This is a genomic window from Gammaproteobacteria bacterium (genome assembly GCA_024235095.1).
GTDB lineage: Bacteria > Pseudomonadota > Gammaproteobacteria > Competibacterales > Competibacteraceae > UBA2383.
Map to the genome: position 1 here is coordinate 1266721 of JACKNC010000001.1, position 14409 is coordinate 1281129.

Below are 14409 nucleotides of genomic sequence, written 5' to 3' on the forward strand. Positions count from 1 at the left end.
ACTACCCCGCGAACCGCCGGAACACCAACGTTGCGTTGGTGCCGCCGAAACCGAAACTGTTGGACATCACCACTTGAAGGTCGGCGTTATCCACGCGCTCTTGGACGATGGGCAAACCCTCCGCCGCCGGGTCAAGGGTTTCGATATTGGCCGAAGCCGCGATGAAACGATTATCCATCATCAATAGCGAATAAATTGCTTCATGCACCCCGGCTGCGCCCAGCGCATGACCAGTCAATGACTTGGTGGCGCTGATCGGTGGGATACGCTCGCCGAACATTTCACGAATCGCTTCCAGTTCGCGAATATCGCCCGCCGGGGTGCTGGTGCCGTGGGTATTGATGTAGTCCACCGGCTCGCTGACTCCCTCCAGCGCCTGTTGCATACAGCGCAACGCCCCTTCGCCGGAGGGTTGCACCATATCGTGACCATCTGAAGTTGCGCCGTAACCAATCAGTTCCGCGTAGATCCGCGCCCCGCGCTGGCGAGCGTGTTCCAGTTCCTCCAACACCACCAAACCGCCGCCGCCGGAAATGACAAAGCCGTCGCGGTTGGCGTCATAAGGCCGGGAGGCGGTTTGCGGCGCGGTGTTGTATTTAGTGGATAACGCGCCCATCGCATCGAAGAGATGCGTCAGGCTCCAATGCAATTCCTCGCCGCCGCCGGCGAATACCACGTCCTGTTTGTTCCACTGAATGAGTTCGGCGCCATGTCCGATGCAATGAGAGCTAGTCGCGCAAGCGGAACTGATGCTGTAGTTTGCGCCCTTGATTTTGAAGGGCGTCGCCAGACAGGCGGTGGTGGTGCTGCACATGGTGCGCGGCACCATGTACGGTCCAACCCGTTTCAGCCCTTTGTTACGCAGCAGGTCCGCCGCATCGACAATATGCTGCGGACTGCCGCCGCCGCTGCCGGTGATGAGTCCGGCGCGCGGATTCGACACTACCTCGTCGGGCAATTGCGCATCGGCGATCGCCTCACGCATCGCAATATAGTTGTACGCCGCCGCGTCGCCCATGAATCGCAACACCTTGCGGTCGATCAGCGCTGCTAAATCGACATGCAATGCTCCCCGTACATGGGAGCGCAGCCCCCGTTCCTGATAATCCTCGGCAAATTCCAAACCACTGCGGCCCTGCCGCAGCGCTTCCAGCACTTCCCAGCGGTTGTTGCCAATACTGGATACGATACCGATACCGGTGATCACGACCCGTCTCATAGGTGACCCCCTCAAAAGCCGTCAGTTGAGGTGAACAATCCGACTCGCAGGTCTTTGCCGGTATAGATCGTCCGTCCGTCGACTTCGAGGGTCGCGTCGGCGATACCCATGACCAGTTTGCGCAAAATGACCCGCTTCATTTGGATATGATAGGTGAGTTTCCTAGCCTCGGGGCGTACCTGACCGGTGAATTTAACTTCCCCGCAACCGAGCGCTCGTCCGCGTCCCTGCCCCCCCATCCATCCGAGGAAAAACCCGACTAATTGCCACATGGCGTCTAGTCCCAGGCAACCAGGCATCACCGGGTCGCCGATAAAGTGGCAACCAAAGAACCACAGATCGGGATGAATATCCAGTTCCGCGACGATTTCACCTTTACCATATTGGCCTCCTTCCGAGGCGATGTGGATGATGCGGTCCACCATTAACATGTTCGGTAGCGGCAATTGAGCGTTGCCAGGGCCAAATAACTTGCCCCGGGCGCAGGAAAGCAATTCCTCGCGCGTGTAGCTGGATTTTTTGTTCACGAAGGTGAATACCTGGATGGCATGATTGGAGAAAGGAATCGAACTGAAATTAAAAATTAAAGGTTCTTCGAGGATTCTTGTGGAACTCACACTGTAGGTCGGGCACCGGACGTGCCCGACAAGAAAAGCCCATGTCGGGCACGTCCGGTGCCCGACCTACAGATTGCTACGGATTGCTGCATCAATTCCACAAAAAGTATCGAAGAACAAAATTAAAATTATAAAGGTTTTCCCAGGATGTGGGGAATTGAGTTGCTTACGGGTTGGCTACCATAAACGATCTTCCGGCAAAACTGGCACGATTTGCGACGCTTGCAGGGTCTTTGCGTCTTCGACGCTCATCCCTCCGACCGATCCGTACCAATCTTGTCCTCGGCGCCGGCCAGCAGATTTTGGATATTGGAGCGATGCCGCCAGACTAGCAACAGCACCATAATCAGAATGACCCCATTTTGCGGGAGAGGCAAGTCGAACCACCAACCGCAGACCGGCGTCACCAGCGCTGCGGTGAGCGCCGAGAGTGAGGAGATCCGCACTACCAACGCCATCATGAGCCAGGTTGCCAACGCCGCCAGCGCCACCGGCCAGGACAAGCCAAGAATGGTGCCGAACGCCGTCGCTACGCCCTTGCCCCCTGCAAAATCGAAGAACACGGGATAAAGATGACCGAGGAACGCCGCCAGCGCGATCAACGCCAGGCCGATTTCTTCTGCACCCGCCCAGCGCGCCAGAAGCACCGGTAGCAAGCCCTTGAGAAAATCACCGGCCAGGGTAATGGCTGCGGCCTTTTTACCACCGAAGCGCAATACATTGGTCGCGCCGGGATTGCGGGAACCCTCACTGCGCGGATCGGGTAATCCCATGGCGCGGCAGACCAGGATCGCGGTGGAAATGGAGCCGGCCAGGTAACCGAGAACCACCAATAACACAGTTATCAGCAACATGAAAAGTCGTCGTGAAACGCCTCGAAAACCGGCGCAACCACCGGTATAGACAAGACAGGATAGAACCACGATTTTGCACTAAGATACGCTTTGAACCAAACGGAAACTGTCATGGACATCATTTTTATTCGTGAATTACGGGTAGAAACTATCATTGGCGTTCATTCCTGGGAGCGCGGAAGCCGTCGGTACTTACTCGTTGATTTGGAGTTAGCCACGGATATTCGTCCGGCTGCGGCCACCGACCGATTGGATCAGACGCTGGATTACCAGGCCGTAGCGCAGCGTATCAGCGAACTGGCCGCCGGCAGCGATTTTCAATTGGTAGAAACCCTGGCGGAGCGGATCGCCGATCGCTTGCTACGAGAATTCCCGACGCCCTGGTTACGGTTGACCCTGCGCAAACCGGGCGTACCCTCCAACGCGCGGGAAGCGGGCGTCATCATCGAGCGCGGTTGCCGGAATTGATCACAGCCGGCTCCATTGCGCGCGCCGTTGCTCGCGAATGCGCGGCATCAGCACAGCCACCAATACCGCTGCGCCCAGCAACACCGCGCCCGCCAGAAAGCGGATGCTATCATTGTCGTTGCGCAACGCCTGGTTTTCCTGCTGCACGATGCGCAATTCCCGCTCCAGCAAGACCACACGCTCCTGCAGGGTTCGGTTACGATCATCAATCGCCACTGTATCGGACGCAACTTTGCGGTATTGCGCCAACTGTTGACGCAGCCTCACGGCTTCTTCATAAAGTTGCGGGTAACTGAGATTTTCCCCAGCGGGTCGGTTGACGACTTCATCGATGTGCTGTTTGAGATCAGCATGCCTGGCTTGGAGTTTTTCCAGCTCTTGGCGAACGCTGGCTAACAACTCCTGGCTGCTGGGCGTCTCGGTCAGTTGCTCGCTGCGAATCCAACCGCGCCCTCCCGTTGGCGTACGAATTTGCGTGTAACCCTTGGCTTTGTCCGTCCTCAGCACCTCAACCGGAGAACCGCTGCGCACCGAGCCAATGACCTTGTAGCGATTGGAAGCGCCGGCGCGCAATGGGATTTCTACGCTATCGCTGATATAGACCGCAGTCGGCTCCGGGTGCGGAGCCGACTGCGGGGTCTCAGCCCGGAGGGGCGCAACAACAGCCGGAAACAGGCTCAATGCCAAGAGGAACGTTGATATTTTCATCGAACGGTGTGGTATCCAGGCGAAAGGTTTACGATGGTAAGCGATTTTAGTCTGTTTGACTCTCCGGTTTGTCATTGAATTCGCCAATAGCCCAATAAAAAGATCACTCATGCTCCAATCCGCCGATCCGCTTAAAATGTTGCCTGCTCCCGATCCGTCCGCCGCTGCCCATAGCGCCCGGTTGCTGGACCATATTCGCGCTGAAATTACAGCGGCGGGCGGCGCTATTCCCTTTTCCCACTTCATGGACCTGGCGCTGTATGCGCCCGATCTGGGTTATTACCGCGCCGGAACCCGCAAATTCGGCCCTGACGGCGATTTCATCACCGCGCCGGAATTGTCGCCCTTGTTCTCGCGTTGTCTGGCCCGCCAATGCCAGCAGATTCTGGAGGCATTGAACGGGGGCGCAATCCTGGAACTGGGGGCGGGTACCGGCATCATGGCCGCCGACCTTCTAGGGGAATTACGCACGCTTGACGCGCTGCCTGAACGCTATTGCATTCTGGAACTCAGCGGCGAGTTACGCGAGCGTCAGCATCAGACCCTGGGCAAACGAGTCCCCGATCTGCTGGAACGGGTCATCTGGCTGGATACGCTCCCGGAAGCCGGGTTTCAAGGCGTCATCCTGGGCAACGAAGTGCTGGACGCTCTGCCCGCTGAACGCTTCCGCATCACCGCTCAGGGACCGCGCCGGCTGATGGTTGCCTGGAATGGGACCGGATTGGAGATCATCGCGGGTGAAGAAGAGCCGGTGGTCACCGGCACAATCGCGCGGATCGAAGCCGAATTGGGCTGGCGTCTGCCGGAAGGCTATACCTCGGAATATGTCCCTCGATTGAAAGCTTGGCTGGCGGCGATTGCCGAACCCCTGACCGCTGGCGCATTGCTGTTCATCGACTACGGTTATCCTCGCACCGCTTATTATCACCCCGAACGGGCTACCGGCACCTTGCTGTGTCATTATCGTCACCGGGTCCACGACAACCCGCTGCTGCTGCTGGGTCTGCAAGACATTACTGCCAGCGTCGACTTTAGCGCTGTGGCCGAAGCAGGGTTGGCTGCCGGTTTAGAAGTCGCCGGCTATACCGCGCAAAATTATTTCCTGTTCGGCTGTGGATTGATGGAGTTGCTGGCTGAGGAAATCTCCTCCAGCCCTCCTTTGCCAAAAGAGGGTGGCGAAGCCGGGACTTACAATCTTGCCCACTCGATTGACTATCTGGAACAGGCCCGCCAAGTCAAGTTGCTGACGCTGCCTGGCGAGATGGGCGATCGGTTCCAGGCCATCGCCCTGATCCGGAATTTCAATATCCCATTGTGTGGCTTTACCTTCCGAAATCAACTGAACCGGCTATAAATAAGAGGTCAGGATCAGGTATCAGGTAATTTTCCTGAAACCTGGCGCTTGGCGCTTTTTAACCTGGAGGCCGCTTATGGGTCAGGAAATTTCCCGCTCAACATTCACCCGCGAGGATTTCCAGCGGTTTCAAAACCGCCTGTGTCAGGAAACCGCTGTGCTGGGCGACTATTTCCAGCAAGGACAATTCGCCCCAGTGGGCAATATCGGTGGTTTTGAGATTGAAGCCTGGTTAGTCGATCGCCGGGGACATCCCGCGCCACTTAACCAACGTTTTCTGGAGCGGATGGGCAATCCGCTGGTGGTGCCGGAATTGAGCGTGTTCAATATCGAACTTAACACGCCCCCCTTACCACTGCACGGCGACGCTTTGCGGCGGATGCACGCCAATCTGGAGGATCTGTGGCGATGTTGCCAGCAGGCGGCGGCTGAACTGGAGGCGTCCGTCATGCTGGTTGGCATTCTACCGACCTTGCGCGAACCGGATTTGACCCTGGAGCACATGTCTGACCAGCAACGTTACCGGGCAATCAATGACCAGATTCTGCTGCGACGGCAGGGGCAACCGATGAAACTGGCGATTCACGGCGTGGAAAGCCTCTCTCTGACCCAGGCGAATGTGATGTTGGAGGCAGCGGCAACTTCATTTCAAACCCATTTGCAGGTCACGGTTGACCAAGCCGCTGCGTTCTTTAATGCCGCATTGCTGGCGTCGGCGCCGATGGTGGCGGTGACTGCCAACTCGCCGTTGCTGTTTGGAAAGCATTTGTGGGAGGAAACCCGTATTCCACTGTTCGAGCAGGCGGTATCTCTGCCGGGCGGGGCGCATTCCAACGATCCGACCTGTCGGCGGGTCACTTTTGGTAGTGGCTATGTCCGGGAATCGTTACTGGAATTATTTACCGAAAATCTGACGCACTACCCGCCCTTGCTACCGGTGGATTTGAGCGCGGAGCCTGACGAACGGATGCCGCATTTGCGTCTGCATAATGGCACCATCTGGCGCTGGAACCGGCCCCTGATTGGCTTTGAGCCGGATGGAACGCCGCATCTGCGCATTGAACATCGGGTGATGCCTGCTGGCCCGAGCATTCCCGACACGATTGCTAATGCGGCGCTCTACTATGGATTGGCGCATGGATTGGCGCGGACGCTGCAACCGGTCGAAACCGCGCTGGATTTCGCCCAGTGCCGGGCCAACTTTTACGCAGCGGCGCGCGACGGTCTGCGGGCCGAAGTGGTGTGGTTGCAGGGCCAGCGCTGGCCACTGCGGGATCTGCTGCTGAAGGAGTTATTGCCGCTGGCCCGCCGCGAATTGCAGGCTTTGGATCTGGACGCGGCGGATGTGGCCCAGTATCTTGACCTCATCACCGCGCGCGTCACAAGTGGGCGCACCGGGGCCGATTGGCAACAACGATTCCTAGCGCGGAATGGTCCCGATCTGGAAGCGCTGACCCTGGCTTATTTGGAACGGCAACAGAGCGGAAAACCGGCGCATGAGTGGGTATGCTCCTGAAACCGGTTACAACATGGGACTAGAAGCCGCACAAGTGCAGGTTATCAGGCCAAAATCTGAAGTTTTCCTGGATTCCGCTACGCTCCCTTTGCCTTTTACCTGAACCCCATCACCAGGCATATTGTCCCATAAAAGCCGGTGTCGCTTCATCGACCTACGCGGCGCTTCCAGATTTACTCATCGCCCCAAGGTCTTGTTGTCATGACCCCTTTATCCGAAATATGCGGTTCTCTTGTGGGTATGCTCCTGACAATTGCCAGTCTCGCCACTGGCGTCCCTGCTCCTGTTTACGCAGCGCCACCTCCTCCAGCGGTCATCGTCGCCGAGGCCAAACTGGAATCGCTAATGGATCGTGTCGAAGCGCTCGGCACCTTGCGGGCTAATGAATCGGTCTCCCTGACAGCCGCGGTGACGGAAACTGTAACCGGCATTCATTTTGACGATGGCCAACGCGTCAAGTCTGGCGCCATTTTGGTTGAGATGACCAGCGCCGAAGAACATGCGCAATTGAGAGAGGCGCAGGCCACGGTCGATGAGGCCAAGCGTCAGTTTGAACGGGTGCAATCGTTAGCGACCCAAGGCACCGCCTCGCGTTCTTTGTTGGACGAACAGCGCCGGGACTGGGAAACAGCGCAGGCGCGACTGGCTGCCATCGAATCCCGGCTTGAGGACCGATTGATCAAAGCGCCCTTCAGCGGCGTGGTCGGATTGCGTAACCTCAGCCTAGTGGGCTGACACAGAAGTTTTGACAGGTAGCGGTGGGTGCCCTATGGTTGAGATCAACAGGAGGAATCACCATGGCCCACAAGTATCTGGTTGATCTAACTGAAGAGGAGCGGGAAGACCTGCTGAAGGTCATTCATAAAGGCAAGGCAGCGGCGCGCAAGGTTGCCCGTGCCCATGTGTTGCTGCAGGCTGCGGAAGGGGCGACGGATGAGGCCATTGCCCAAAGCCTTCACTTGGGGATTTCGACCGTTCATCGTACCCGTCAACGGTTTGTCGACGAAGGGTTGCTGGCGGCGTTAAGCGAGCGGCCACGAGTCGGTTTGCCCCCGGCCTTGACCGGCAAACAGGCCGCCTTTCTGGTCGCCTTGGCCTGTAGTACCCCGCCCGCTGGCCGTTGTCAGTGGACTCTCCAATTGTTAGCGGACCGCTTCATGGAACTCCGGCCCATCGAAGCCATTTCCCGTGAGAGTGTGCGGCGCATCCTTAAAAAAACGACCTCAAACCCTGGCAACGTCAAGAATGGTGTATTCCCAGTGTCAGTCCCGATTATGTTTGGCATATGGAGGATGTGTTGGACCTGTACGCCGAACCCGATGATCCTCAATACCCCCAAGTGTGCTTCGATGAAAGTCCGGTGCAATTGACCAGCGAAACCCGCTGTCCTCAACCCGCCCGCCCGGGTCAACCGGCGCGCTATGACTGTGAATACAAACGCGAAGGCACCGCCAATTTATTTCTATTCGTACAACCCTTGCGCGGGTGGCGTCATGTTAATGTCACGAAACAGCGCACCAAACGCGATTTTGCCCAGCAAATGCAGCAACTCGTTGATGTGTACTTTCCGAAGGCGGAGCGAATCCGGTTGGTCGTGGATAACCTCAATACCCACACTCCTGCGGCCTTGTATAGTGTCTTTTCTCCAGAGGAAGCCCGCCGGATCACCCGCAAGCTCGAATTTCATTACACCCCCAAGCATGGCAGTTGGCTCAATATGGCGGAATGTGAGTTCGCTGTTCTCGCCGGCCAGTGTTTGAATCGCCGCATTGCGAACCTCGAAACTTTGCGGAAGGAAATCGCCGCTTGGCAAGGCCCACGCAACCTACGTCAGACCAAAATCCACTGGCAGTTCGGCACCGACTTGGCCCGGGTCAAACTCAAGCGCCTCTATCCTCCCTTGAAATCTTCTGAAACCCCGGTGGACCTAGAAACCTCTGAACCTGTCAAAACTTCTGTGTCAGCCCACTAGCCCTGGGCGATGCGCTGAATTACCTGGACAAGCTGGTTGGCGCGCATTTGCCTGAACAAGTCATTATCGACTACAAAGGCCAGTCCCGGGACTATAAGTATGCGGGCGGCTCTATCCTGTTTGTTTTTATGCTGGGTTTGGCAGTGGTGTTTTTGGTGCTGGCCGCACAGTTCGAGAGTTATTTGCACCCCCTGGTTATCATGCTGACGGTGCCGCTGGCTATGGGCGGCGCGCTGCTGGGGCTGTATTTGAGCGGCCAATCCTTGAATCTTTACAGTCAGATCGGCTTGGTCATGCTAGTGGGTCTGGCCGCTAAGAACGGCATTTTGATTGTGGAATTCGCTAATCAATTGCGGGACGCCGGCCAGCCGTTTCGCGAGGCGCTGGAAGAAGCATCAATCGTTCGGCTTCGGCCTATCATTATGACCGGAATTACCACCGCCGCCGGTTCGATCCCGCTGCTGTTATCCTCGGGGGCCGGAGCGGAAACGCGCGCAGTTCTCGGCACAGTCATTCTTTATGGGGTGCTGGCGGCGACCCTATTCACCTTGGTGGTGGTGCCGGTCGCCTATAATTTACTAGCGCGCTACACCGGTTCGCCCAAGGGCGTACAGCGGCGACTGGAGAAGGAAATGGAAAAGAGTGAATTGAGAGCGCTTGATCCTTTCTAGCCAGGCTGCTTGCGAATCAGCACTGTCACTTACTGCAAAGGCGAAAGCACTTGGAGATTGTACAAAAAAGCACTTAAGTGATTAAAAAAAATGTCTTCATTAGTGCTTGCCATATAACTCTATCGTCTATTTTCAGCTTTTATTAACGGATCGAAGATATCCGACTTCAACTAAAATTTTGCCACTATCATGCGCTTTCTGCACGCCGCCGACCTCCATCTCGACAGTCCACTCCGTGGTCTGGACCGCTATGAAGGGGCGCCTGTCGATGATGTTCGCGGCGCTACCCGCCGCGCCTTTGAAAATCTGATTATGGTCGCATTGCGCGAACGAGTCGATCTCGTTGTGATCGCTGGCGATCTCTACGACGGCGACTGGATCGACCACAACACCGGCCTGTTTTTCACCAAGGGCGTAGCGCAACTGGCCGAGGAGGGCATCCCGGTCGCTATGGTGCGCGGCAATCACGACGCCGCCAGTCGACTCACCAAAGCCCTGCGTCTGCCGAGAAACGTCCATCTGTTCGCCGATTCCCGACCTGAAACCAAAGTTTTCGAGAACATCGGCGTCGCGGTGCATGGGCAAAGTTTCGCTACCGCCGTCGTATCGGATAATCTCGCAGCCGGCTACCCCCCCCCGATCACCAGCTGCTTTAACCTGGGCCTGCTGCATACCTCTCTCAACGGTCGTCCCGGACACGCGCCATACGCGCCGACCCAACTTGATGTGTTGCGCAGCAAAGGTTATGGATACTGGGCGCTGGGGCATGTCCATGCCGCTGAAGTCGTCTGTCGCGATCCCTGGGTCGTCTATCCCGGCAATACCCAGGGTCGCCATATCCGCGAAACCGGCGTCAAGGGCTGCGCGCTGGTGACGATCGAGGATGAGGGCGTCACCCATCAACTCATCGCGCTGGATGTCATGCGCTGGACGACGCTCTCCCTCGACATCAGCACACTGCATGATCTGGAAACGCTTCTGGAGATCGCTAAGCAGAATTTACGACGACAACTGGCCCACGCCGAAGACCGGGCGCTGGCAGTGCGCGTTGCAGTGCGGGGCCAAGGTCCCCTGCATCGCCAGCTGGCTACTCAACCGGAAACCGTGGAGCAGGAATTGCGCAACGCAGCTCTCGAAGCGACTAACGCCCGAACCTGGATCGAAAAAGTTGAATTTCACACCCGCCCGCTATTGGACTTCGACCAGCTGGCCGAGCGGGATGATCCGGTAGGGATGCTGATTCGTGAATTACGGTTGCTGGCTGCACATCCGGGATTATTGCGCGATGTGGCCAGCGAAGCGTTGAGTGATCTGCAGCAGAAACTGCCGGTAGAACTCCGGCAGGGAGAAAACGCTCTGCGTCTGGACGATGCCGATGCGCTGGTCGAACTCCTGGCCGAAGTGGAAGCCGATTTGCTGGCTCGCCTGTCCGGCGAAGCGGGGAGTTCATGAAAATCGAGCGTCTCTACCTCAAGGCTTACGGGGCTTTCTCCGATCATTGCCTGAATTTCACCGATGGACCCGATTTTCATGTGATCTACGGTCCAAATGAAGCGGGCAAATCCACCACCTTGCGCGCGCTCATCGGCCTACTGTTTGGCATCGAAGATCGCACTACTGACAATTTTATTCATCAAAATAATCGCCTGAGGGTCGGCGCGGCGTTAGCGACGGCGCACGATGGCCGATTGACCGTTATGCGCCGCAAGGGACGCAAGCAAACCTTGTTCGTGCTGGACGAAACTCGCGGCGAGGAGTGTACCGATCAACCACTGGCGGAAGACACGTTGGCGCGCTGGCTGGGCGGCCTCGATGAAAACCTGTATCGCGCCTTGTTCGGACTGGACCTCGACGGGTTGGTTCACGGCAGCGAAGCCCTGCTGGAAGGGAAAGGAGAAATCGGTCAAAGCCTGTTCGCCGCCGCCGCCGGACTGGCTGACTTGCGACAATTGTCCACCCAATTAGAGACCGAGACGGCCAAACTGTTTCTCCCCCGCGCAACGGCAAAACCCGCCATTAATATCGCCCTCCGCGAACTGGATGAGCAACGCAAGCGGGCGCGGGAAGCGACGGTGCGTTCTTCGGCCTGGGAGCAAGCGGATCGCGCCCGGCGTCATGCCGAGAAGAAACATACCGGGTTACGCGCCGAGTTGGCTCGTTTGCGCGAGGAGCAGCGCCGGCTTTCCCGGGTGGTTGCTCATCTGCCGCTAGTCGCCGAACGCGAGGCCCTGCGCCAGGAAATCGCTGCTTTGGCGAGTGTGCCCTTGCTGCCTGCGGATGCGCAACAACAGCGGATCGAGGTTGAAGAACGCTTGCGCGCCGCTATGAGTAACCAGCGTGAAGCCCAGGCCGCGCTGGATGAGCTGCGCCAGCAACAATCCCGACGGGTAGTCCGTGAAGCGCTGCTCAGCCATGCCGGCGACATCGAACGCTTGCATCATGCCGCAAAGGACTACCGGGGCGCTTTGGAGCGATTGCCTCGTATTGAAGCCGAACTCGATGCCGCCCGCCAGATGCTTATTGCGCAATTGACGGCTATTGATCCGGCGTTGACCACAGAATCGGCATCGATTGATTGGCCCGAACATATTCGAGCGTTGATGCCCTTGCCCACCGTGCGGGCGCGGGTGCAAGCGCTGATCGAGGAATACAATGCCTGGTTGATTCAGGATGAACAATGCGCGGAACAGGAACGCAAATTGAGCGGAGCGCTCCAGCAGTTTCGCCAGGCGCTGGCGACGCAACCCGCGGCCATGCCGTTTGAACTGCTGGAGACAGCCCGCGAACAGGCGACGGGCCAGGGCGACCTCGCTAACCAGCAAGCGCAACTGGAGCGGGAAATCGCTGAACTGGAAACCACGCTGGCCCGCGAAGCAACAGCTTTATGGAGCGGTCCGCTCGATGAACTGATTACCTTGCGCGTCCCATTGCTGGCTACAGTCAACGAACTAGGCGACCAATATCGTCAATTGGCTGAGAATGAACGCTCGCTCAAGGATCAGGATCAGATTCTACAACGCGATCTGGGGGAGCGGGAGCGCGAACTGCGTGGACTGGCTGCCGCTGGCGAAATTGTCACGCATGATCAGGTGCGTCAGGCTCGCCAACACCGCGACGCCAGTTGGCAGCGGATCCGCCAAGCCTGCATTGAATGCAAGGATGACGCTAACCGACGGGCGATGATCCCTGCGGAACAGTCCCTACCGGATGTTTTCGAGTCCGCCCTGCGCGAGGCGGATCGGCTGGCCGATTTGCTGCACGCCGACGCCAAGCGGGCGACCAGCGTCGAAAATCTCCGTCAGCGTATCGCTGATATGCAGCAGGCGCGTGTTGATCTGACGCAACAATTGGCGATTCTGGCGACTGAACGCAGTCAACTTGACGCCCGTTGGAGGGTGATTACTGACTCGTTGCATCAAGCTGATCTTACGCCCGGCGCTGCGGTCGAGTGGTTACAGAAACAAGTCTTGTTGGTGGAGCGCGCCGCGCGTCTTGAAGCCTTGAGGCGGGAACGATGGGAGATTGTCTCGGCTCTTGCAGCCGCTCGTAAAACGCTTGATCAGGCGCTGCAAAACTGTGGATTACCGGGTTTGACCGAGGGTGAGACCTGGTCAGCCGCGCTGAGCCGGGCCAGAACCGCGATTGAACAGGCTCGCCAGACAGCTACGGAACGCGCCAATCTCATCAAAAGCATTAGCCAACACGAAGCTGTGCTAAGCGAACTTGCTGCGAAGCGGTCTGGACTGGCGGAAAAACATGTGGTTTGGCAGGCGCAATGGAACGCTACCGTGGCTGATTTGCGTCTTCCGCCCGAGGCCTTGCCCGCGGAGGCGCGAGTGCGGCTTGAGCAGTGGGATCAACTGGCCAAGTTGTTAAGCAGTTTGGAAATGCTGACCCGCGAGGCTCGACAGGAGCAGGCGGCTCACGCTTCTTTTGAAGAAGCGCTGACTGAACTGGCGCAGGCAGTAGCCGAACCGGTCGATGGCCGGGAAGCTGACCGGGTGGCGATCACCCTCTATGAGGCGCTGAGCGTGGCTCGTGATGCCGACCGTTTGCGCAAACAGGTTGACGCCGATATCGAAAGGGAGCAACAACGGTTGGGTCGGGCCGAAACCGCTGCAGCCATCCAGCGTGATCATCTGGCCGAGCTAGCGCGCCGCGCCGGAGTGGAGTCGTCTGATGAACTCGCCTCGGTCGAGGACCGCTCGCAGCACAAGCGACGGCTTTCCGAGCGGGTAGCCGAAATTGAGGAGCAACTGGTGCGCGGCGCTGCTCGCCCGCTCACCGATGTTTTGGCTGGAGTTGAAGGGGAGGACTTAGCCGCTGCTAACGCCCGGCTGGATGAGCTTGAAACAACTCTGCGGGAATACGAGGCCGAGGTGGAAACCACCCATGCGGTTTACCTGGATGCGCGCCGCGCCTTTGACGCCATCGATGGCGGCGACGCGGCGGCTCAGGCGCAGCAGCGAGCCGAGGAGGTTGCCACCCGAATTACCCGGCAGGTTAGCGCTTATGCGCGCGTCCGGCTGGCGGGCGCGATTGTGTCGCGCGTCGTGCAAGCTTACCGGGAGCAACATCAGGGGCCGGTGCTGCGCCGCGCCAGCGAAATCTTCGCCCGGATCACCCTGGACAGCTTTGCCAACCTCGTCATGGATTACCAGGACGACCGCCAGGTTCTCTTTGGACAACGGCCGGATGGTGCGCGGGTGGCGGTGACCGGCATGAGCCAGGGGACTCGCGACCAGTTGTTTCTGGCGCTGCGCATCGCCGCGATCGAGGAGCATCTTCGGCAGCGCGAGGCGGCGCCCATCGCGATTGACGATCTACTGGTGCAATTCGACGATGCTCGGGCGGCGGCGACGCTGACCGTACTCGCCGAACTGGCGCAGCGCACCCAGGTGCTGTTTTTCACCCATCATAGCCATCTTTGCGAACTGGCTACGACCGCTCTGCCAGCCGATGCTTGGCGGCGGCATGATTTGACGAACGATCCTTTTGTTGGCAACGGTGCGAGGTAATCGTCATTGGAG

General features: G+C 58.2%; 11 protein-coding genes and 1 pseudogene. 8 read left to right on the forward strand and 4 right to left on the reverse strand.

What is annotated here, in order from left to right; all coding sequences use genetic code 11:
• Nucleotide 1: 1 nt before the first annotated feature.
• The 3 genes from fabB to plsY all read right to left on the reverse strand — a co-directional run bounded on the left by fabB (nt 2) and on the right by plsY (nt 2690).
• Nucleotides 2-1219 carry a beta-ketoacyl-ACP synthase I gene (gene fabB / locus H6973_05670; GenBank protein MCP5125125.1) on the reverse strand — a complete coding sequence of 406 codons (1218 nt, stop codon included), beginning with the start codon at nt 1217-1219 and terminating at the stop codon, nt 2-4.
• An 11-nt stretch (nt 1220-1230) separates the two neighbouring features.
• A complete protein-coding gene (gene fabA, locus H6973_05675; protein ID MCP5125126.1) occupies nt 1231-1746 on the reverse strand; it encodes a 3-hydroxyacyl-[acyl-carrier-protein] dehydratase FabA in 516 nt (171 codons plus the stop codon).
• A 338-nt stretch (nt 1747-2084) separates the two neighbouring features.
• The gene (gene plsY, locus H6973_05680; protein MCP5125127.1) at nt 2085-2690 is read right to left on the reverse strand and encodes a glycerol-3-phosphate 1-O-acyltransferase PlsY; all 606 of its coding nucleotides are present in this window, start codon (nt 2688-2690) and stop codon (nt 2085-2087) included.
• Between the two features lie 111 nt (nt 2691-2801).
• On the opposite strand from plsY, the gene folB reads away from it, so the two are divergent.
• Complete coding sequence (folB, locus tag H6973_05685) at nt 2802-3158, forward strand: dihydroneopterin aldolase (GenBank protein MCP5125128.1); 357 nt, start codon at nt 2802-2804, stop codon at nt 3156-3158.
• Here folB and H6973_05690 read toward each other — a convergent pair whose 3' ends face one another.
• Nucleotides 3159-3866 carry a TIGR04211 family SH3 domain-containing protein gene (locus tag H6973_05690; protein ID MCP5125129.1) on the reverse strand — a complete coding sequence of 236 codons (708 nt, stop codon included), beginning with the start codon at nt 3864-3866 and terminating at the stop codon, nt 3159-3161. It lies immediately after the preceding gene.
• Nucleotides 3867-4002: 136 nt separating this feature from the next.
• Here H6973_05690 and H6973_05695 point away from each other — a divergent pair, with 136 nt between their 5' ends.
• The 7 genes and pseudogenes from H6973_05695 (at nt 4003) to H6973_05725 (ending at nt 14397) form a co-directional block, all read left to right on the forward strand.
• On the forward strand, nt 4003-5220 hold the full coding sequence (locus H6973_05695; GenBank protein ID MCP5125130.1) for an SAM-dependent methyltransferase: 1218 nt from the start codon (nt 4003-4005) through the stop codon (nt 5218-5220).
• A gap of 76 nt (nt 5221-5296) precedes the next feature.
• Complete coding sequence (locus H6973_05700) at nt 5297-6736, forward strand: glutamate--cysteine ligase (GenBank protein MCP5125131.1); 1440 nt, start codon at nt 5297-5299, stop codon at nt 6734-6736.
• A gap of 240 nt (nt 6737-6976) precedes the next feature.
• Nucleotides 6977-7471 (forward strand): biotin/lipoyl-binding protein, encoded by a 495-nt coding sequence (locus H6973_05705; GenBank protein MCP5125132.1) that lies wholly within the window; start codon nt 6977-6979, stop codon nt 7469-7471.
• 62 nt (nt 7472-7533) lie between these two features.
• A pseudogene (locus H6973_05710) lies at nt 7534-8708 on the forward strand (IS630 family transposase).
• Nucleotides 8709-8710: 2 nt separating this feature from the next.
• Complete coding sequence (locus H6973_05715; protein ID MCP5125133.1) at nt 8711-9379, forward strand: efflux RND transporter permease subunit; 669 nt, start codon at nt 8711-8713, stop codon at nt 9377-9379.
• A 189-nt stretch (nt 9380-9568) separates the two neighbouring features.
• Entirely contained in the window at nt 9569-10831 is a 1263-nt protein-coding gene (locus tag H6973_05720; protein MCP5125134.1) for a DNA repair exonuclease, read from the forward strand.
• Nucleotides 10828-14397 (forward strand): AAA family ATPase, encoded by a 3570-nt coding sequence (locus H6973_05725; protein MCP5125135.1) that lies wholly within the window; start codon nt 10828-10830, stop codon nt 14395-14397. The genes H6973_05720 and H6973_05725 overlap by 4 nt, the downstream gene beginning before the upstream one ends.
• Nucleotides 14398-14409 lie beyond the last annotated feature (12 nt).

Coding starts and splice junctions, on each gene's coding strand:
- H6973_05720 (MCP5125134.1), top strand. CDS start 9,569: ATGCGCTTTCTGCACGCCGCCGACCTCCATCTCGACAGTCCACTCCGT.
- H6973_05690 (MCP5125129.1), bottom strand. CDS start 3,866: ATGAAAATATCAACGTTCCTCTTGGCATTGAGCCTGTTTCCGGCTGTT.
- plsY (MCP5125127.1), bottom strand. CDS start 2,690: ATGTTGCTGATAACTGTGTTATTGGTGGTTCTCGGTTACCTGGCCGGC.
- folB (MCP5125128.1), top strand. CDS start 2,802: ATGGACATCATTTTTATTCGTGAATTACGGGTAGAAACTATCATTGGC.
- H6973_05705 (MCP5125132.1), top strand. CDS start 6,977: ATGCTCCTGACAATTGCCAGTCTCGCCACTGGCGTCCCTGCTCCTGTT.
- fabB (MCP5125125.1), bottom strand. CDS start 1,219: ATGAGACGGGTCGTGATCACCGGTATCGGTATCGTATCCAGTATTGGC.
- H6973_05695 (MCP5125130.1), top strand. CDS start 4,003: ATGTTGCCTGCTCCCGATCCGTCCGCCGCTGCCCATAGCGCCCGGTTG.
- H6973_05725 (MCP5125135.1), top strand. CDS start 10,828: ATGAAAATCGAGCGTCTCTACCTCAAGGCTTACGGGGCTTTCTCCGAT.
- H6973_05700 (MCP5125131.1), top strand. CDS start 5,297: ATGGGTCAGGAAATTTCCCGCTCAACATTCACCCGCGAGGATTTCCAG.